Source organism: Billgrantia sp. Q4P2, assembly GCF_052806135.1.
This window is the reverse complement of the sequence record NZ_JBRBAI010000010.1, coordinates 118,587-136,651: the sequence shown is the minus strand read 5'-3', so window position 1 is coordinate 136,651 and position 18,065 is coordinate 118,587. Positions and strand designations below refer to the sequence as shown.

Here is an 18,065-nt window from a genome sequence, read left to right as displayed (position 1 = left end):
CCTGCATTATCGGGCGGCCCAGCCTTCGCTGTACGACTCAACGCCTCCTTTGGAGGACGACATGGGTGGCCCTGTCGGTAGCCGACCTCTCCACACACTGGTAGCCGAGAGCGCGCATGTCGATATCGGCGAACAAGTGCTCCCCTGCGCCGAGCAGAGCAGGCGTGATGGCAAGGTGGAGTTCGTCGACCAATTGCGCCCTTAGATATTGTTGAAGCGTAGCCACGCCCCCACCGAGACGCACATCCATACCGTTGGCAGCCTCTTTGGCGCGCTCCAGCGCCACATGGATGCCTTCCGTGACGAAGTGGAACGTGGTGCCGCCTGCCATTTCGATGGGGTCGCGAGCATGATGCGTCAGCACGAAGACAGGCGCATGAAAAGGCGGGCTGTCTCCCCACCAGCCCTTCCACTCTTCGTCCTGCCAGGGGCCGCGCACGGGGCCGAACATGTTGCGGCCCAGGATCCAGGCGCCGACGTTCTCGAAGCCGCGCACCACGAAGTCATCGTCGGTTCCGGTTTCACCACCCTGCGTGCCCAGCACCCTTTGCTGAAACGTCGCGGTCGGAAACACCCAGTCATGGATCTCCATGCCATTGAGGCCCATTGGGTTTTCCAGGCTCTGCTCGGGGCCGGCGGCAAACCCGTCCAGCGAAATACTGAAACATGACACGCGCAGCTGAGTCATCGTGATCTCCTGAACGGGAACGACACACAATCAGTCATCGAACGGCCCGCTCGGATTTCGACATCCAAGCTGACCGGACTCGAGCCGGAGTGCCAGCGCTCTTGCCAACTCACCCGCCCAGCTCGCCGGCACCAGCGGATGCCCTGAAGAGGCACTGACCAGCACGATATCGATACTGGGCAGTGCCGGCATTTCATGAATGGCATCGACTTCGATCAAATCAGACGGCAAGGAAGCCGTGGCCGCCGCGGTGACGGCCTTGCCCTGTCGAACCAGAGCCATCAAGGCGCCGGCGTTGGCACTGAGTGCCTTGATGCGATAGGGCCGGTGCGTCTTGTTCAAGCCATCCAGAGCCGAGCTATGAAATTTGCAATCGGCTTCATAAAGCGCCAGGGGCAAGGCTTCGTGCTGCTGCCAGTCGAATTCGGGGTGCTGTATCCAGATCCCCCTATCGAGCATCAGCACATGGCCTTCATCACTATTGACCGCGCGAGTCAGGATGGCCAGGTCCAATGCCCCTTCATCCAACAGGTTTCTCAGCTTGGTGGTAGGCGCACAGGTCAGCTGCAATTGGACGTTTGGGTGCTGGTCATGAATGGCATTGACCAACAAGGGAAGCAGGCTCTGGGCGTAGTCGTCCGGACTGCCGATGCGCAACGTCGGCAAAGCGGCGTCCGTTCTCAGTTGCACTAGCGCTTCGTCGTGCAGGGCCAGCAAGCGGCGAGCATAGCTGACGAGGCGTTTGCCGTCATTGGTGAGCTCCAGGTTGCGACCTTCCTTGAAGAACAAGCTGCAGCCGGCCTGCTCTTCCAGTCGCTTCATTTGCATGCTGAGCGCGGCTTGGGTTCGGTGCACCTGGCGAGCAGCCCGGGTCAGGCTACCGGTATCGACAACGGCGATATAGGTGCGCAGGAGATCCATGTCCATGTAAGGGGCCTCTATCCATCAGCCCCACTTATGGCTGATATTATTTCTATTCGTTTGTCGAGCTTCAGGAAAAGCGGAACACTGTACCCCAGTGTTCGAGGATAAATACCAGAACGGCTCCCCTCTCATGCAATTCACTGGAGACGACGATGATCTTGCACGATTACCTGCCTTCCGGCAACGGCTATAAAGTACGCCTGCTGCTTAATCTTCTGAATCAGCCCTATGAATATCGTCATTACGATATCGTTCAGGGAGAAACCCGCGCCCCCGAATTCCTGCATAAGAGCCCTGCCGGCAAGATCCCGGTGCTGGAACTCGACGACGGCCGATTTCTCAGCGAATCAAACGCCATTCTCTACTACCTGGCCCAAGGGAGCGACTATTGGCCGGAGGACCACTGGGATCAGGCTCAGGTTCTGCGCTGGATGAGCTTCGAGCAGTACAGTCACGAGCCCAACATCGCCACACCGCGCTTCTGGCTGACTCACCTTGGTCTGAACGAAGAGCGCAGGGCGCAGTTGGCCGGCAAGCAGGCGTTGGGGCGCGCAGCGTTGGCGGTCATGGACGAGCACTTGGCAAAACGGGCCTGGTTCGTCGCGGACCGCTACACCATCGCGGATATCGCGCTCTACGCCTATACCCATGTGGCCCAAGAAGGGGGATTCACACTGGAAGACTACCCCAGCGTCTGCCGATGGCTGGATCGCGTCGCGTCCCACCCGAACCACAGTCCAATCACCGCAGAATAGGAAAATTGTGACCGGGAAGCTGACGGCGCTGCTTGCCGTCAGCTGGCCTTGCAAGCTCGATGTCTAATGGCTTTTATGCCTCCGTCGTTGTGCAGTTGGCTGAGAGTCGGCGTGTCTTCAGTGTTCGTTGCAGCGTACGAGTTCGGCTCGCCAAACCAAACTTCTAACTTAATAATAGAAAACCATCAATCGGATTATACTCACTAGCCGCTCTCATTAACGAAGCAGCCGTGAACTGAGGCACGCCATAGACCTCGACCTTCTTTCCATGCACTTCACGAATCTTATTTACCAGCAGGTCGAAATCGCCATCACCCGACACCAGCACTATGACGTCTGCCCGCTCGGCGTACTCGATGGCATCAAGGGTGATGCCAACGTCCCAATCGCCTTTTGCGGAGCCGTCCGACCTCTGGATGAAAGGCTTCAGCTTTACCTCGAACCCGATGGCCCTGAGAATGTTCTGAAACTCTCGCTGCTTCTGGTCGCCCCGGTCTATGGCGTAGGCAAAGGCTTTCACGACCTCTCTTCCTGCAGTGGCCTCGGCCCAGAACTTGTTGTAGTCGAAATTACGCCCGTACGCTTCCCGCACTGTGTAGTAGACATTCTGGACATCAACGAATATCGCAACTTTTTCCATCTCATGTACTCATTCTTGTTGAATAGTGGCACCAAACGCAGCGCCCCGGGCCAGTGCTGGCCCGGGGCGCTGCGTGTCGCAAAGCTGACAGCTAAGCGGCTTACAACGCCACCCCTGCCCTGGCGGCGCGGTGGGCATGCAGCTTCTTGTAGCTCTCGATCAAGCGCTGATGCTTCTCCAGGCCTTCGAGCTGCATGTTGGTCGGTGTTAGCCCGTGGAAGCGCACCTCGCCGCTCACGGAGCCGACAACGGCTGCCATGGTCTGCTCGCCGAACATACGCGTGAGGTTGTAGATATAGTCGTCGAGCTCCAGCTCGTCGTCGAGCACGATCTCCAGCACCGCGGCCACGGCCTGGTAGAACAGCCCGCGCTCTACGGTGTTGTCGTTGTACTGCTGGAACATCTCGACCCGCTCCAGCGCCTCTTCATGCTGCTGCAGGGCGAGGTTGATCAGCAGCTTCAGCTCGAGGATGGTGAGCTGCCCCCAAACGGTGTTCTCGTCGAACTCGATACCGATCAGGGTGATGATGTCCATGTGGTCGTCGAGCTGGCTCTCTTCCAGGCGCTCCAGCAGGTCGGCCAGCTGATCGTCGTTCAGGGCGTGCAGGTTGAGGATGTCCTCACGGTAATCCAGGGCCATGTTGGTGTTGTCCCAGATCAGGTCGTCCACCGGGTACACCTCGGAATAGCCCGGCACCAGGATGCGGCACACCGGCGCGCCCAGGTCTTCGTGCACGGCCACGTACACTTCCTTGCCCAATTCTTCGAGGATGCCGAACAAAGTGGCGGCTTCTTCTGCGTTGGAACCGGAGAAGTCCCAGTCGCTGAATTCGACGTCGCTCTTGGAGCTGAAGAAGCGCCACGAAACCAGCCCCGAGGAGTCGATGAAGTGCTCGACGAAGTTGTTCGGCTCAGAGACGGCCTGCGAGTTGAAGGTCGGCGGCAGGAAGTCGTTGAGGCCCTCGAAGCTGCGGCCCTGCAGCAGCTCGGTGAGGCTGCGCTCCAGCGCCACCTCGAAGCTGGGGTGGGCACCGAAGGAGGCGAACACGCCGCCGGTGCGCGGGTTCATCAGGGTCACGCACATCACCGGGAACTGGCCGCCCAGTGAGGCATCCTTGACCAGCACCGGGTAGCCCTGGTCCTCCAGCGCCTGGATGCCTTCGAGAATGGCCGGGTAGCGCTGCAGCACCTCCATGGGTACCTCCGGCAGCGCCAGCTCCTGCTCGAGGATCTCGCGCTTCACCGCCCGCTCGAATATCTCCGAAAGGCACTGCACCTGGGCTTCCTGCAGCGTGTTGCCAGCGCTCATGCCATTACTGAGGTAGAGGTTCTCGATCAAGTTGGAGGGGAAGTAGACCGTCTCGCCGTCCGACTGGCGCACGAAGGGCAAGGCGACGATGCCGCGCTCGACCTTGCCGGAGTTGGTGTCGATCAGGTGCGAGCCGCGCAGTTCGCCCTCGGGGTCGTAGATCTCGCGGGTATACGCGTCGAGGATGCCTTCGGGCAGCTCGTCGTTCGGCCCCGGCTTGAACCACTCCTCGTTGGGGTAGTGAACGAAGGCGCTGCCCGCGATCTCTTCGCCGAAGAACTGGTCGTTGTAGAAGAAGTTGCAGCTCAGGCGTTCGATGAACTCGCCCAGCGCCGAGCATAGCGCGCTCTCCTTGGTGGCGCCCTTGCCGTTGGTGAAGCACATCGGCGAGGCGGCGTCGCGGATGTGCAGCGACCACACGTGGGGCACGATGTTGCGCCAGGAGGCGATCTCGATCTTCATGCCCAGCTCCGCGAGGATGCCGGACATGTTGGCGATGGTCTGCTCCAGCGGCAGGTCCTTGCCCTCGATCCAGGTGTAGGCCTCCTCGTCGGGCTGCACCATCAACAGCGCCTGGGCGTCCTCGTCGAGGTTTTCCACCGTCTCGATCTGGAAGTCCGGGCCGGTCTGCACCACCTTCTTGACCGTGCAGCGGTCGATCGAGCGCAGGATGCCTTCGCGATCCTTCTCGGAGATGTCTTCCGGCAGCTCGACCTGGATCTTGAAGATCTGGTTATAGCGGTTCTCGGGGTCGACGATGTTGTTCTGCGAGAGCCGGATGTTCTCGGTGGGAATGTCGCGCGCCTTGCAGTACACCCGCACGAAGTAGGCCGCACACAGCGCGGAAGAGGCCAGGAAGTAGTCGAAGGGGCTTGGCGCCGAGCCGTCGCCCTTGTAGCGAATGGGCTGATCGGTGATGACGGTGAAATCGTCAAACTTGGCTTCAAGTCTGAGATTTTCGAGAAAATTGACTTTGATTTCCATGACGGGCTACCGGTGGGAAAGTGTCGCAGGCGCAGGCCGAGGCGCGCAGTCTACCACACCATCCAGCCCCTTTCGGCAACCGGTAGCACAACAAGAAGGTCTGGCGGAATACGGTAGGAGTCGGGCGAGTGGGATCGAGAAGGGCCTGACTGGAGGGCAAACAAGAATCTACCCGGCAAACAACAAGGTAGCATTCGCATCCTTCTTGTTTGCCGGGTAGTTCCCTGCATACTTATGTCTGTTACTTCTGAGCCGTCTCAGCGGCTTTCATTACTCAATTTAACGTTGAGTAACGTTGAACGCCAATAGACAAAGGGCTAAGGGTATGACCGCTCTGGTACTGCCTGGCAGGCAGCCGACACCCAGTCTTCCTTTCCTGTCGACACCGAACCTTGGCTCGTGACTGACTACCTTCCCCCCGTGACATCGAGCAGCGCACCGGTCGAGTAGGAGGCTTCGTCGGAAAGTAGCCATAGGATGGCGCGGGCGACCTCATCGGCCTGACCGCCGCGCTGCATGGGTACTGCTGTCTTTACCCGTTCGACGCGGTCGGGCTCGCCGCCACTGGCGTGGATCTCGGTGTAGATTACGCCCGGGCGCACGGCATTGACGCGAATGCCTTCGCCCGCGACCTCCTTGGCCAAGCCGATGGTGAAGCTGTCGATGGCCCCTTTGGCGGCGGCGTAGTCGACGTACTCATTGGGCGCGCCAAGCCGTGAGGCGATGGAGGAGACGTTGACGATCGCCCCACCCTGGCCACCGTGACGGGTCGACATGCGCCGAATCGCCTCGCGTGCACAGAGAAAGCTGCCGATGACATTGATCGAGAGAACTCGGCTCAGGCGTGCGGCGTCCATCTCTTCGACGCGCGTCTGCGTTTCCAGGATGCCGGCGTTGTTGACCAGCGCCGTGACCGGGCCGAGCCGTTCGTCGACTTCTTCGAAGAGACGCACCACGTCGGCCTCGGCGCCGACATCGCCCGCCACGGCGATCGCCTTGCCACCGGCACGGGCAATCTCTTCGACCACAGCGAGCGCCGCGGCTTCGTTATGCCGGTAGTTGACGCACACGGCATAGCCGCTGGCGGCACCCAGGCGCGCCGTTGCCGCACCGATCCCTCGGCTCCCGCCGGTAATCACCAGGACCTTTTTCAATGTGATTCCCTCGCTGTCCCGTGGCAGTCATGCTGCCCAGAAGGCAAGCATCCAATCATCGCTACGCATCTTCCCATACTATATGGGAAGTCATACCGCAGCCCGACCATTCTGGTGCCCAGGTGGCACACTGACTCGAGGCGCAGGGAGGGAATCAGCAGGCTATAACCTACCCATCAAAACCAGAATGAGCAGTATGATCAAAACCAGCCCGAGCCCTCCGCTGGGGGCGTATCCCCATCCCCTGCTGTGGGGCCAGGCGGGTATCACGCCGATCAGAAGCAAAATCACAATTATTAGCAAAATTGTTCCTATTGACATGTTGAATCTCCCAGCAGTGAGTGGCGGGACAGTGCTGAAGCAGATGCTCGCAACATATCAATGCGGCTTACATTGGGGTGCTCAATGTGTAAGCGTCAGGCATGTCCTTTATTGACACTAGACCATAGGAAGACGGCCGTCTTTACGCCTGCCCCTCATCTGCTGCACTCAGCTGCGGTCGACGATCTTGGAAATCCGCTCGCTGCCGAACGTGAACTCGGAGACGCCATTCAGTTCGATCAGGCTTCCCGCCTTCGGTCCGCCGGGAATGTCCTGCGCCAGGCGGCCGTGGTAATCGATCTCGGCCGTGGCGCCGTCCTGGCTGAAGGTCAGGCTGGTAACACGCTGCACACGCTCGGAGAAGAATCCCTTGGCATGCTCGGCGAGTTGCCGAAACTCGTCACTGCCGCTCGCCGAGGTGGTGAGTTCGTCGCCCGAGTAGTTCTCGAAGATGATGTCGGGGTCAAGCACGGCCAGCATCGAGTCGATGTCGAAGTGGTTGTAGGCGGCGATGTATCGCTCTATCAGATCACGCTTCGCCGAATCGTCCATGAAGCTCTCCTGTCGAGTCACCGAAGGGAATCGGCGTTCAGGTACTGATCGTATTGCTGAAGGTTAGCCGGTTGCCAAACGGATCGCCTGGCGTCATGTCCTGCATGGAGCTGTAACGAAACGCCTCGAGTTCCTCGGCCTCGATCCGCAGCGCGGCACCGGGACTGCAGCCGCCGTGGTGTTCGACCTGATCCGGTGTGTCTTGTATCCCTGGTTCATGCAGGTTCCCTCACTCAGAGAGCCTGGCCTCGGCGCTCCATAGCCCTCATGCTGTGCATAGAGCGTCGCCAACCAAGGGAGTCTTTGCAAGATGCAGGCAGAGAGCCATTCCCGCCAGCACGAACCATCGAGCCGTCAGCTTCGCCTGGTGTACGACGGAGAATGCCCGATGTGCCGTGGCTACGTGCGTTGGCAACGCATTCGCAAGGAAGTCGGCGAGCTTGAACTGATCGACGCCAGGCAGGACAGCGAAGCGCGCCGGGAGCTCACGGACTTGGGCATCGACCTGGACCAGGGCTTCGCTCTGCAGATTGGCGAACGCTGGTACCACGGCAGCGAGGCCCTGCACCGCCTCACCCTGCTTGGCACCCGCAGCGGCGTGTTCAACCGCTTGATGTATCGGCTTTTCGCGAGCCCCGAACGCACCGCGCGATTCTATCCGCTGCTTCGGGTGTGTCGAAATGGGCTGTTGAGGATGTTGGGGAAGAAACGTATCGACAATCTGACGCGAAAGTGAATCTGGCAATGTGGAGCGTTCAAGGCATTTCCAATCCCCGGCGCTGGTGCCACTCGGCAATACTCTCCTCCGGGTAGCCCGCGAAACACTTGTCGCCTGCCCTGGCCTCGACCTCCACCCATGGGGCCTTACTGTCCAGCAGCAAGTGCACCCGCTCGGGCGGGACCGGCAGCTCACTATCGATTGCCGAGGCGAAAGGGTGCACCAGCTCTGGCCAGCTTGGGTCATAGACCCACAGCGCAGAGGCGCAATGCCTACAGAAGTGGCGCTCACCGGAACTCTTTTCGCCGTCGATCACTGCCTGGTAAATACCTTGGTGCTCGCTTCCCTCGACCCGTAGCGTCTCGGCAAGCCCGCTCAGGTTGATGGCGTAACCGCCGCTGCCTGCCGTCTTGCGGCATATGGAGCAGTAGCAGCGCTGATAGGGATAGGGATGTGGTGACTCGACGCTGAAACGAACTGAGCCGCAGTGACACGAGCCTTCAAGCAACATGGCGCTCCTCCTTGGCTTAATGACCGGATCCACTCACTGCAAGAAACAGGGCTGATTAGCAGCGACCGTCACGCCGACGGGCGCCTTCTCATTGGACCTTGCTTCGGTAGACACACTACGCTCCTGTATAGCCCCTGCCATTACCATGGACCCCGTTGCCATCGGCAGCAAGAAAAGGAGAGCTTCATGAGCCGTATACTGATGGTACTGACTTCCCACGACCGTCTCGGCGATACCGGCGAGCCGACCGGTTTCTGGCTGGAGGAGCTGGCGGCGCCCTACTACGCCTGCCTGGACGCCGGCGCCGAGGTGGTGCTGGCCTCACCCAAGGGTGGCAAGCCGCCACTGGACCCCAAGAGCGACGCCGAGGAGAGCCAGACCGAGGCGACCCGCCGCTTCCAGCAGGATGCCGAGGCCCAGCAAGCACTGGCCAATACCCACCGCCTGAGCGAGGTCAGTGCCGACGATTTCGATGCCATTTTCTACCCCGGCGGCCACGGCCCGCTATGGGATCTGGTTGACGATACAGACTCCATCCGCCTGATCGAAACCTTCTGGGCACAGCAAAAGCCGGTAGCCGCCGTTTGCCATGCCCCCATCGTGCTGGTGCACGCACGCGATACCGATGGCAACCCGATCATTCGCGGCAGGCAGGTCACCGGTTTCACCAACGAGGAGGAAGAGGCCGTGGGCCTCACCGAGGTCGTGCCGCACCTGGTGGAAAACGCACTGAAGGAAGGCGGCGCCCACTACTCCAAGGCCGATGTCTTCACGCCCTACACACGCCAGGATGGCCTGTTGATCACCGGCCAGAACCCGCCCTCCTCCGAACCGACGGCCCGACTGCTGCTGGAGGCACTCGGGAAGTAACACCTCAATTTCGTTCAATACCGCGCCCTAGCGACGAGGCAGGCTTGGCTCATTGCCACCCAGGAGGATGACGATGAGCCTTGCCATGATTCTGCCGATGTCGGCGTTTGCCCTTGCGGCTTCGATCTCGCCGGGGCCGGTAAATCTGGTGTGCCTGAGCAGCGGCACGCGATATCCCCTCTCGCAGGGACTGGTGTTCGTTACCGGCGCCACGCTGGGCTTCGTGGTGCTGTTCGTGGCAGTGGGACTGGGACTCTATTCGGTGCTGTCGGTGGTGCCGGGGTTGGAACAGGCTCTACGCTGGGCGGGGGTGGCGTTTCTGCTCTACCTGAGCTGGCGGTTGTTTCGCGACGACGGCCGCCTGCCGGAAGGCGAAGCCCAGCGGGCACCGGGGTTCATGACGGGGGCACTCATGCAGTGGCTCAACCCCAAGGCGTGGCTGGCATCGGCCTCGGGCATCGGTGCCTATACCAGCGGCAGCGATCTCAACCAGGTGTTGCTGTTCGCCGCGCTCTACCTGCCGATCTGCTGGTTGTCGTTGGGTAGCTGGGTCTACGCCGGGGCCTTCCTGCGCCGCTACGTTCACCGGCCCGAGATACTGGTGACAGTCAACCGCACGCTGGCGGTGCTGCTCGCCGGTAGCTGTGCCTATCTACTGCTCGAGTGACGGCTGGCGATACTGATTCGGCGTGGCCGCCACCAGGCGCTTGAAGGTGCGCTGGAAGTGCGGCTGGTCGGCGAAACCGGCGTTCAATGCCGCTTCGGCGATGGGCGTACCGCCTTTCAGTTCGCGCTGGCCGAGTTGGATGCGTCGGTTGATCAGGTAGGCATGCGGCGTGAAGCCGAAATGACGCTTGAAGGCACGAATCAGGTGGCCGGGGCTGTAGCCGGAGCGCTCGCACAGGTCATCGAGGGAGATATCCTCCGCCGCGTGCGCGTCCAGGTAGGCAGCAAGCTGCCGCAGGTTCGCTGGCGCCCGTGGCAATGGCCGTGCCGGCTGACCGGCCAGTTCGTGCATCAGGGCGGAGAGGTATTCGACCACGACCGTTTGCCTATCGAGCAGGTCGCGGCTCGGATCGAGCAAGCAGGTCGCCATATGGCAGTAGCCTTCATACCATGTGGGCGCGCGAATCACGGCGGTGGGAAAATCCTGCCAGCGCGGCGACGCCAACAGCCCGGCCTGATAGCGCAGCTCGATCAGCCAGTCGGTATCGACGTAGAGCATCAGGTAGGCCCAAGGCCGATCGTCGATGGCGCTGCAGGCGTGCATCCAATCGGGATTCATCATCACCAGGGTGCCGGCATGCACGTGGTAGCGATCCTCCCGGTAGCGGAAGGTGCTCTCCCCCGCGGTAATGGCGCCCAGCGACCAATGCGTATGGCTATGCGGTGCATAGCAGATCTTGCGGCCGTCTTCGACCTTGCGCAGCTCCACGTGGGGCATGCGCGGGTCGCGCCAGAACAGGGGCTTGGTGGCATCCGACATGGCGGGCTTCCGAAAGTACCGATGCCTCAAGATAACGCTCGCCGGGCAGCGCTGCCACCATTGCCGCTTTGCAGAAAAGCGAACGACGTGGGAAATGCACAGGTTCGAGCAGCTAGCCGAGCACACGTACACAGCATGGCGGACATGACCAAGGAGCTGCAAAGGATGAGTTGACTACTGCTTGCGGCCTGCACAAGTGCTAGGCTAATCGCAAATCCGTTTGAGACGGCCCAGCCGATCGAATTGACGTCGTCTAATTCTATTGCAGGCAAAATCAGACCTATACCTTGCAAAATTTCAAATTCTCCTTCTCTCGCGCGCGACACCCGCTCAAGCGTCCTCACCGTCTCGCCCTGGCGACACTGGCCCCGCGCAGCTTCGCCTTTTGCCATACCTTCGGGCTCACGCTATGGATTGCTTTGGACGAGGGCAGAGGCTGGTCGTTGATTCTGCCAGGGCTCTTCCTGCTGCTGTGGCCTGCGGTGGCGTACCTCCACGCGGCAAGAGCCCAGAACTCGAAGCAAGCCGAATTCAAGAACCTGCTGTTCGATAGCGTGCTGTTTGGCGTTTGGTGCAGCGTATTGGATTTCTACGTTCTGGCCACCCTTTCCATCGGCCTTGCCTGCTTCATGAACAATATGGTGGTCGGCGGCCTGCGCCGAATGGCTACCTCAATGACGCTGTTTGCCGGCGGAGCCCTGGGCTGGGGGGCTTTGACGGGTTTCGATTTCCGACCTTACGTCAGTGCCGGGCTGGACATTTACCAGGGCGCAGGCGCAGTGGTCTACTTCCTGGCGATCGCCCACGTCATGTACGGGCAGAATCGCAAGATCGGTCGCAGCATCGTCGAGATCAAGTTCCAGAACCGGGTCTTTCATGCCCTGCTCGATCTCGGTGTCGTGGCCAATCGTGCCTCGAACATCCATACCTTGCTGGACGATTCCCTGAAGCATCTGCATGCCGATTTTCCCGAGTACGGCTTTGCCGTCTTCCTTCAGGAGCAGCAGCGCCCCGAGGTGACACGCTACGCGGCCGTTGCCGGTCTTCGCCTTGGCACCGAGGACGAGCGTCAACTGGGCGGCCTGTTGGCGACGCTCCAGGCGCGGCAGGAGAGCACGATCAAGCTGCGCGCGAAGACCGACGGCGAACAGCTGTACGCCACCCGGATGGAGGGTCGTCTTAGCATGTACGATGGCTGGCTGATCGTACGCGCGCCCAAACTGGACGCTCCCCTGGAGCGCATGCTGACCCTGTTCGTCGACCAGTTGGCAGCGGCCACCGAGAATAAACTGCTGCATCTGGCGCTGAAGAAAACGGCGGAACGCGACGGGCTGACCGGGCTGTACAATCGAGGCTTCTTCGAATCGGCGCTTCAACTGAGCATCCAGGGCAAGTCCCAGTCGCCGAGCCTTGATTTTGCCGTGCTGATGATGGATGTCGACGGACTCAAGGAGGTGAACGATCGGTATGGCCACGTCGCTGGCGACCAGCTCATCACCACTGTGGCCGAACGTCTACAAGTGCACTGCCGTGCCAGTGATATCCTGGCGCGCTATGGCGGCGACGAATTCATCGTCCTGTTTCCGTCCGCCGACCTGGGCGCAGCAAACCGCCTGGCCGGCTTGATCAGGACCCACCTGGAAGGCCAGCACTGCATGATCACTACCGCTCAGGGCGAGCATGTGGCGTTGAAGCTTCGCTTGAGCCTGGGCAGTGCCAGCTCCACCGAAACGCCCGCCCAAGAGGTTTTGGGCCTGGCCGACGAGCGTATGTACGACGACAAGAGCCAGCGCCGCAAAGCAAGGGTTCACGGCTGATAGCAGGGTAGCCGACCACCCGCCCCGTGCCGCTGCGAAGTACCAGGGTTCGCGCTCCTTTTGCGGTCCTTCCTGGCTCGCAGCAGCGTGTTCCAAGCCTTTGTTCAAACAAAAATTTACAGGCAGCCTGCTTAGCGATCAGGCACGCACGGCCACGGTCAGGTAGTAAGTGTTCTCGAGAATGGCCGTACCGTCGATGGCGCGGTTGTAGCGCTCGAATACCTTGTGAAGATCCTGCCGCAGGGCCTCTTTGTCGCTCTTCTCGGAGGCCCGTATGGCCGGGCCGAAATAGGCCAGGAAAAGTTCCACGGCATGGTCCACGGAACGGTAGTACTGCCAGGCCGTACGCTTCTCACTCTGGATCGAGCGCGTGTCCTGCCCAAGCAGTTCCGCCAACCCGTTATCGGTTCCCCAGCGCAGCGGCGGGGTGAGCCCCGGCGGCGGTGGCATGTGCTTGGCGTTGGTAGCGAAGAAGTCACCGCTCCAGCCTTCCGGGATGGGCGTCGCCAGACCGATCCTGCCGCCCGGTCGCAGCACACGCAGCATCTCCTGTGCTGCCCGCCTCTGGTCGGGTGCGAACTGCACGCCGTAGATCGAAAGCACCACGTCGAAGCTGTCATCGGGGTATGGCAGGGCCTGGGCATCGCCCACTTCGAACTCGACCTCGAGATCGTCGGCCGTGGCACGCTGCCTGGCGCGTTCGATCAACTCAGGCACGTAGTCGATACCGGCCACCTCGCAGTATCTTCGCGCGGCCACCAATGCCGCCGTACCGCTACCGCAAGCGATGTCCAGCACCCGCTCGCCGGGGTGCGGATCCACCGCTTCGCAGAGGGCTTCTGCCATGCAGACGTTCTGCCGGGCGATCTGGTGAAAGTCGCCAGTCGCCCAGGTTCCCTGCTGAGCCGCGGTTATGGCCTCGTAGTCGATCGAGTCGCTCATTGCGCACCACCCCGGGCATTCTCAACCCTGTGCTTTTGTCGGTGCTCCCAGTCTAGCAGCCAGTGTCGGGGTCGGCTTTGCGAGGACCGTGGCGAGCATCAGAACTCGCTCCAATCCTCCTCCGCCGTGGAGCGCTGGCGAGAACTCGACGGCTTGGGGTCGGCCAGCCGAACGAGCTGATGCGGCCCTGCCTTTTCCTCCACCTTGTCGCCTCGTTGCTCGCCCTGTGCATCGGCCTGGCGGTCGACCCTTGCCGTTGTCGAAGTGGCCCGCTCGTCGACGCGGAAGGTAGCGATCAGCGCGGCAAGCCGGCTAGCTTGATCTTCCAGCGAGGCGGCAGCGGCACTGGTCTGCTGCACCAGGGAAGCGTTCTGCTGGGTCACCGAATCCATTTCGTTCAGCGCGGTATTGATCTGCTCGATGCCGCTGTTCTGTTCCCGCGTGGCGGTGGAGATCTCGGCCATCAGTGCGCTCACCTGACGGATCGAGTCGACGGTCTCGTTGATGGTCTGGCCACTACGCTCGGCCTGCTCGGCACCGCTGGTGATACGTGAGGTAGTGGCTTCGATCAGGCCGCGGATCTCCTTGGCCGATTCCGCACTGCGGCTGGCCAGGGAGCGCACTTCGCTGGCCACCACGGCGAAGCCGCGGCCCTGTTCCCCTGCCCGGGCCGCCTCGACCGAAGCATTCAGCGCCAGGATGTTGGTCTGGAAGGCAATGGAGTCGATCACGCCGATGATGTCGTTGATACGCTTGGCGCTCTCGGCGATCTCACGCATCAGCTCGACGGTACGCTCGACTTCCTGGCCACCAGCCTCGGCGGTTTGCGACGCGGAAGCGGAAAGCCGGTCGGCCTCGATGGCCGTGTCGGTGTTCTTGCTCACCGTGGAGGCCATCTCCTCCATGCTGGAGGCGGTCTGCTGCAGGGCCGAGGCCTGCTGCTCGGTACGCGAAGAGAGATCCTGGCTACCCGTGGCAATCTCGCCGGCCCCGGTGAAGACGTTCTCGCTGCTGTCGCGCAGCGAGACCACCAGCGTCTTGAGCTTCTCCTGCATACGCCCGAGCGCACTATAGAGCTGACCGATCTCGTTGCGGCCACGTTCCTCGATGCGTGCCGTCAGGTCACCATCGGCGATGCGCTCGAAGTGCGTTATCGCCTCGCGCAGCGGCGTGACCACCACGCGCATCAGGGCGAGGCGAATGAGGAAGGCGGCCGCCAGCGCCGCCACCAACAGCGTCGTAGCAGTGATCCCAACGCGCCGATCCAGGGCCTCGACCTCTTCGATGGAGCTGATGCTGCGCTCCTCGATATAGTGGATAAAGGCGTCCATGGCCTCGTCCAGCTCCGTGCCCAACTCGGCCAGTTGGTCCTGGCTACGCTGGACCTGGAACGGCGCGGCATCCAGCAGCGGAACCAGGCTCTCGTTGACGAGCGCCTCGTAGGCCTCGGTGATGGCCGTCACGTATGGCGTACGGATATCCGCCGGATCGAGAGGCACCTCGCGAAATTCAGCGAAGCGCTGCTGTGCCGTTTCTATCGCTATCACCGCCAGCTGCTGGTTCTCACGGGCCTTGTCCGGGTTGCCCTGGGTACTGAGACTGGCATAGCGGTCCAGGAAGGCTTGCGCGCGCAGCACGTTCACCTGCGCACGGTTGGCCGTGTCGGCCAGCTTCATGTTGGTTTCCGCTAGCTCGTGCAGGGCCGCTTCGCTTTTGGCATTGGAGTAGAACCCCAGCCCACTGATCAAGCCGATCATCAGCACCAGTAGCGCGAGTGCTGCTGTCAGGCTCCATTTGATGGATAGGTTCTTCATTGATAGCCCCTTGCATGGCGCGTTCTGTTTTTTTGCGATTCGGGTGGTTTCACTTATCCCATCGGCCCGCGAAGCGAAAAGTTGAGAAAACGTGGAAGACAAATTCGATCTCTGGATATAGAGCAACGGCATAAGCGCGCGCCAGCAATTCCGCTTCGGTCTGGCCCGAACCGGCCGACGATCCGGTCAGGGCGGGTAGAGACGGCGGCGGCATGAGCACATCTCGCCGCGTTGGCGCTATGCTGTGAGCCATCAGGAGTTCTTGTGCACGCAAAGGGAGAGCCAATGGGAGAAAGGATGCAGGCCTCACGAGACACGAAAGAGGATGAAGTCACGGAGCCGCATAGCCTGGTCGAACTCATGCAAGCCATCGAATCGATCGACACACCCTCTGGGCGCATCCGCTTCGACGAGGTGCTGGACGCCATCGGCCGGCGCGCCTTCGGCCCGCTGCTGCTGCTGGCCGGCCTGGTCACGCTGATGCCCATCGTCAGCGGCATTCCCGGTGTGCCTACACTGATGGCCTTGTTCACCCTGCTGGTGTGCGTACAACTTCTCGTCGGCCGGCGCACCTTCTGGCTGCCGGGTTGGCTACGCAACCGTACACTGCCCAGCGACAAGGTTCGCACCGGTCTCGGCTGGATGTACAAGCCTGCCCAATGGATCGACCGGTTGTTGCATCCGCGCATCTCATTCATGACCGGCCCACGCGGCATTCAGCTCACCGCACTGGCGTGTTTCGTGCTTTCGCTTGCCATGCCGCCCATGGAGCTGGTGCCGCTGACGGTCAATATTGCTGGCGTGGCATTGACCCTCTTCGGCCTGTCGATCATGGCACGTGACGGCCTGCTGTCGATCCTGGCTTTCATCATTACCGGTGCAAGCCTGTTCACCATTCTCTACAGCCTGCTGTAGGAGTGTCACATGCTCCCGCTCGAACGCCTGCAGTCAGCCCAACGCCTCATTGCCGATACCCTCGCTCCCACGCCCCTGCTGCTCGACCATGTTCTGTCGGATCGGCTCGGCCGTCGCGTATGGTTGAAGGCTGAGCTGTTCCAGCGCACCGGCTCGTTCAAGCCGCGCGGCGGCCTGCACTGGGTGCGCACGGCCAGCCAGAAGGAGTTGGCCGGAGGTCTGGGGGCGGTTTCAGCGGGCAATCATGCCCTGGGGCTCGCCTGGGCGGCGGGCCAGGCCGGCGTGCCGGTCACCATCGTGATGCCGGAGAACGCCAGCCAATTCAAGGTGGATGGCAGCCGTGAGCTGGGCGCCGAGGTAATCCTGCACGGCGATATCAATGCGGCCTGGGAGCGGATGCATGAGCTGGTGGCAGAACGCGGCCTGACCCTGGTGCACCCCTACGATGACGAGCGCATCATTGCCGGCCAGGGCAGCGTGGGGCTCGAGATCCTCGAGCAAGCCCCCGAAGCCACGGCCATTCTTTGCCCGGTGGGCGGCGGTGGCCTGATCGCCGGTATCGGTTCGGCTACCGCGGCACTGCGCCCCGAACTGGCGGTGATCGGCGTCGAGCCCAGTGGCGCCGCCAGCATGGCCCAGGCCTGGGCCCGGGGCCAACCCGCACGGTTGGCTAGCGTCGAAACCTGTGCCAAGAGCCTGGGCGCGGCCATCGTCGGTGAACACACCTACCCCATGTGCCGCGAAACCGTCCGGGCTCTGGTACAGGTCGACGAGGCCGCTATCGGACGCGCCATGCGCCATCTGCTCTACCAGGCCAAGCTGATGGCGGAACCGGGAGCCGCGGTGGGAATCGCCGCCCTGTTAGACAGCGCGGTCACGCTGCCGCCGGCAGGCGATGTCGTGGTGGTGATCACCGGCGGCAACATGAGCCGGGAAGAGCTGGAACCGTTCCTTTGATTCCAGCCGCTCCCGGCTGTTCGGGGCATCACGCCAGAATGAAGTAGACACAGGCCGCGGTGAGCCCGCCCATCGTCCAGTTGAAGATTCGCCAGGCGCGTGGCGTATCGAGCCACTGGCCGATGGCCACGCCGAAGCCCGCCCACAGCGCGATGCACGGCAGCCCGACCAGCTCGGCGAAGGCAGCCAGCAACAAGGCGTTCATTATCGGATCGCCGCCCTCCGGCAGAAAACCTGCTATCAGTGCCAGGCCCATCACCCACGCCTTCGGGTTGGCGAACTGGAAGGCCGCCGCCTGCCAGAAACTGAGCGGTTTGCCTTCACTCCTTTGGCGTATATCGGGCGGCGGCGCCGTGGCGATCTTCCAGGCCAGGTAAAGCAGATACGCGCTGCCAATGACGCGCAGGGTCATCTGTACCGCCGGGTAGCGCTCGAAGATCAACCCCAACCCCAGGGCGATGCCGGCGAACAATAGAAAACAGCCGCCCAGGATGCCAAAGATGTGCGGCAGGGTGCGCATGAAGCCGTAGTTGGCTCCGGAGGCCGTGAGCATCATGTTGTTAGGGCCGGGAGTGATGGTCATCGAGATCATGTAGAGGGCCGCAGGCCCGAGGAACGCCAGAGCTTCCATGTCATTGAACCCATACAATTAAGAAATTCGATTGGATAGTGCGCACAATTGTCAGCATAATGAGTCCAGATACCGCG

General features: G+C 61.6%; 19 protein-coding genes. 7 read left to right on the top strand and 12 right to left on the bottom strand.

What is annotated here, in order from left to right; translation table 11 throughout:
* Positions 1–37: 37 nt before the first annotated feature.
* Together ACUY1T_RS17190 and ACUY1T_RS17185 are read right to left on the bottom strand one after the other, a co-directional pair.
* On the bottom strand, positions 38–688 hold the full coding sequence (locus tag ACUY1T_RS17190; RefSeq protein ID WP_446024797.1) for a dihydrofolate reductase family protein: 651 nt from the start codon (positions 686–688) through the stop codon (positions 38–40).
* Positions 689–718: 30 nt separating this feature from the next.
* Positions 719–1,615: a LysR substrate-binding domain-containing protein gene (locus ACUY1T_RS17185; RefSeq protein WP_446024796.1), complete on the bottom strand. Its 897-nt coding sequence runs from the start codon at positions 1,613–1,615 to the stop codon at positions 719–721.
* A 149-nt stretch (positions 1,616–1,764) separates the two neighbouring features.
* Between ACUY1T_RS17185 and ACUY1T_RS17180 the strand changes: the two genes are divergently transcribed.
* Positions 1,765–2,367: a glutathione S-transferase family protein gene (locus ACUY1T_RS17180; protein WP_446024795.1), complete on the top strand. Its 603-nt coding sequence runs from the start codon at positions 1,765–1,767 to the stop codon at positions 2,365–2,367.
* 163 nt (positions 2,368–2,530) lie between these two features.
* On the opposite strand, the gene ACUY1T_RS17175 is transcribed toward ACUY1T_RS17180, so the two are convergent.
* The 5 genes from ACUY1T_RS17175 to ACUY1T_RS17155 all read right to left on the bottom strand — a co-directional run bounded on the left by ACUY1T_RS17175 (position 2,531) and on the right by ACUY1T_RS17155 (position 7,327).
* Complete coding sequence (locus ACUY1T_RS17175; RefSeq protein WP_446024794.1) at positions 2,531–3,007, bottom strand: LabA-like NYN domain-containing protein; 477 nt, start codon at positions 3,005–3,007, stop codon at positions 2,531–2,533.
* Between the two features lie 100 nt (positions 3,008–3,107).
* Positions 3,108–5,300, bottom strand: a complete 2,193-nt coding sequence (locus tag ACUY1T_RS17170) for an OsmC domain/YcaO domain-containing protein (protein ID WP_446024793.1) — start codon at positions 5,298–5,300, stop codon at positions 3,108–3,110.
* Between the two features lie 407 nt (positions 5,301–5,707).
* Complete coding sequence (locus ACUY1T_RS17165; protein WP_446024792.1) at positions 5,708–6,454, bottom strand: SDR family oxidoreductase; 747 nt, start codon at positions 6,452–6,454, stop codon at positions 5,708–5,710.
* Between the two features lie 162 nt (positions 6,455–6,616).
* Positions 6,617–6,775: a DUF3309 domain-containing protein gene (locus ACUY1T_RS17160; protein WP_263583565.1), complete on the bottom strand. Its 159-nt coding sequence runs from the start codon at positions 6,773–6,775 to the stop codon at positions 6,617–6,619.
* Between the two features lie 168 nt (positions 6,776–6,943).
* On the bottom strand, positions 6,944–7,327 hold the full coding sequence (locus tag ACUY1T_RS17155; protein ID WP_446024791.1) for a nuclear transport factor 2 family protein: 384 nt from the start codon (positions 7,325–7,327) through the stop codon (positions 6,944–6,946).
* 310 nt (positions 7,328–7,637) lie between these two features.
* Here ACUY1T_RS17155 and ACUY1T_RS17150 point away from each other — a divergent pair, with 310 nt between their 5' ends.
* Positions 7,638–8,063 (top strand): DCC1-like thiol-disulfide oxidoreductase family protein, encoded by a 426-nt coding sequence (locus ACUY1T_RS17150; protein WP_446024790.1) that lies wholly within the window; start codon positions 7,638–7,640, stop codon positions 8,061–8,063.
* 19 nt (positions 8,064–8,082) lie between these two features.
* Here ACUY1T_RS17150 and ACUY1T_RS17145 read toward each other — a convergent pair whose 3' ends face one another.
* Positions 8,083–8,556, bottom strand: a complete 474-nt coding sequence (locus tag ACUY1T_RS17145; protein WP_446024789.1) for a GFA family protein — start codon at positions 8,554–8,556, stop codon at positions 8,083–8,085.
* 186 nt (positions 8,557–8,742) lie between these two features.
* Between ACUY1T_RS17145 and ACUY1T_RS17140 the strand changes: the two genes are divergently transcribed.
* Together ACUY1T_RS17140 and ACUY1T_RS17135 are read left to right on the top strand one after the other, a co-directional pair.
* Positions 8,743–9,426, top strand: a complete 684-nt coding sequence (locus ACUY1T_RS17140) for a type 1 glutamine amidotransferase domain-containing protein (RefSeq protein WP_446024788.1) — start codon at positions 8,743–8,745, stop codon at positions 9,424–9,426.
* Between the two features lie 73 nt (positions 9,427–9,499).
* Entirely contained in the window at positions 9,500–10,093 is a 594-nt protein-coding gene (locus ACUY1T_RS17135; RefSeq protein ID WP_446024787.1) for a LysE family translocator, read from the top strand.
* Here ACUY1T_RS17135 and ACUY1T_RS17130 read toward each other — a convergent pair.
* Complete coding sequence (locus ACUY1T_RS17130; protein ID WP_446024786.1) at positions 10,079–10,912, bottom strand: helix-turn-helix domain-containing protein; 834 nt, start codon at positions 10,910–10,912, stop codon at positions 10,079–10,081. The two genes, ACUY1T_RS17135 and ACUY1T_RS17130, sit on opposite strands and share 15 nt — an antisense overlap.
* 287 nt (positions 10,913–11,199) lie before the next feature.
* Between ACUY1T_RS17130 and ACUY1T_RS17125 the strand changes: the two genes are divergently transcribed.
* Positions 11,200–12,729 carry a diguanylate cyclase gene (locus ACUY1T_RS17125; RefSeq protein WP_446024785.1) on the top strand — a complete coding sequence of 510 codons (1,530 nt, stop codon included), beginning with the start codon at positions 11,200–11,202 and terminating at the stop codon, positions 12,727–12,729.
* Between the two features lie 138 nt (positions 12,730–12,867).
* Here the strand turns inward: ACUY1T_RS17125 and ACUY1T_RS17120 are convergent, their stop codons facing one another.
* The gene (locus ACUY1T_RS17120) at positions 12,868–13,671 is read right to left on the bottom strand and encodes a class I SAM-dependent methyltransferase (protein ID WP_446024784.1); all 804 of its coding nucleotides are present in this window, start codon (positions 13,669–13,671) and stop codon (positions 12,868–12,870) included.
* A gap of 98 nt (positions 13,672–13,769) precedes the next feature.
* Positions 13,770–15,485 (bottom strand): methyl-accepting chemotaxis protein, encoded by a 1,716-nt coding sequence (locus ACUY1T_RS17115; protein ID WP_446024783.1) that lies wholly within the window; start codon positions 15,483–15,485, stop codon positions 13,770–13,772.
* 297 nt (positions 15,486–15,782) lie between these two features.
* Between ACUY1T_RS17115 and ACUY1T_RS17110 the strand changes: the two genes are divergently transcribed.
* Both ACUY1T_RS17110 and ACUY1T_RS17105 read left to right on the top strand, forming a co-directional pair.
* Positions 15,783–16,400, top strand: a complete 618-nt coding sequence (locus ACUY1T_RS17110) for an exopolysaccharide biosynthesis protein (protein ID WP_446024782.1) — start codon at positions 15,783–15,785, stop codon at positions 16,398–16,400.
* 9 nt (positions 16,401–16,409) lie between these two features.
* A complete protein-coding gene (locus tag ACUY1T_RS17105) occupies positions 16,410–17,357 on the top strand; it encodes a threonine ammonia-lyase (RefSeq protein WP_446024781.1) in 948 nt (315 codons plus the stop codon).
* 28 nt (positions 17,358–17,385) lie between these two features.
* Here the strand turns inward: ACUY1T_RS17105 and ACUY1T_RS17100 are convergent, their stop codons facing one another.
* Positions 17,386–17,988 carry a LysE family translocator gene (locus tag ACUY1T_RS17100; protein ID WP_446024780.1) on the bottom strand — a complete coding sequence of 201 codons (603 nt, stop codon included), beginning with the start codon at positions 17,986–17,988 and terminating at the stop codon, positions 17,386–17,388.
* Between the last annotated feature and the right edge of the window lie 77 nt (positions 17,989–18,065).

Bases quoted from the DNA above. Each gene is read 5' to 3' on its own strand.
- ACUY1T_RS17190 (WP_446024797.1), bottom strand. From the start codon at position 688: ATGACTCAGCTGCGCGTGTCATGTTTCAGTATTTCGCTGGACGGGTTT.
- ACUY1T_RS17185 (WP_446024796.1), bottom strand. From the start codon at position 1,615: ATGGACATGGATCTCCTGCGCACCTATATCGCCGTTGTCGATACCGGT.
- ACUY1T_RS17180 (WP_446024795.1), top strand. From the start codon at position 1,765: ATGATCTTGCACGATTACCTGCCTTCCGGCAACGGCTATAAAGTACGC.
- ACUY1T_RS17175 (WP_446024794.1), bottom strand. From the start codon at position 3,007: ATGGAAAAAGTTGCGATATTCGTTGATGTCCAGAATGTCTACTACACA.
- ACUY1T_RS17170 (WP_446024793.1), bottom strand. From the start codon at position 5,300: ATGGAAATCAAAGTCAATTTTCTCGAAAATCTCAGACTTGAAGCCAAG.
- ACUY1T_RS17160 (WP_263583565.1), bottom strand. From the start codon at position 6,775: ATGTCAATAGGAACAATTTTGCTAATAATTGTGATTTTGCTTCTGATC.
- ACUY1T_RS17155 (WP_446024791.1), bottom strand. From the start codon at position 7,327: ATGGACGATTCGGCGAAGCGTGATCTGATAGAGCGATACATCGCCGCC.
- ACUY1T_RS17150 (WP_446024790.1), top strand. From the start codon at position 7,638: ATGCAGGCAGAGAGCCATTCCCGCCAGCACGAACCATCGAGCCGTCAG.
- ACUY1T_RS17145 (WP_446024789.1), bottom strand. From the start codon at position 8,556: ATGTTGCTTGAAGGCTCGTGTCACTGCGGCTCAGTTCGTTTCAGCGTC.
- ACUY1T_RS17140 (WP_446024788.1), top strand. From the start codon at position 8,743: ATGAGCCGTATACTGATGGTACTGACTTCCCACGACCGTCTCGGCGAT.
- ACUY1T_RS17135 (WP_446024787.1), top strand. From the start codon at position 9,500: ATGAGCCTTGCCATGATTCTGCCGATGTCGGCGTTTGCCCTTGCGGCT.
- ACUY1T_RS17130 (WP_446024786.1), bottom strand. From the start codon at position 10,912: ATGTCGGATGCCACCAAGCCCCTGTTCTGGCGCGACCCGCGCATGCCC.
- ACUY1T_RS17120 (WP_446024784.1), bottom strand. From the start codon at position 13,671: ATGAGCGACTCGATCGACTACGAGGCCATAACCGCGGCTCAGCAGGGA.
- ACUY1T_RS17115 (WP_446024783.1), bottom strand. From the start codon at position 15,485: ATGAAGAACCTATCCATCAAATGGAGCCTGACAGCAGCACTCGCGCTA.
- ACUY1T_RS17110 (WP_446024782.1), top strand. From the start codon at position 15,783: ATGCAGGCCTCACGAGACACGAAAGAGGATGAAGTCACGGAGCCGCAT.
- ACUY1T_RS17105 (WP_446024781.1), top strand. From the start codon at position 16,410: ATGCTCCCGCTCGAACGCCTGCAGTCAGCCCAACGCCTCATTGCCGAT.
- ACUY1T_RS17100 (WP_446024780.1), bottom strand. From the start codon at position 17,988: ATGGAAGCTCTGGCGTTCCTCGGGCCTGCGGCCCTCTACATGATCTCG.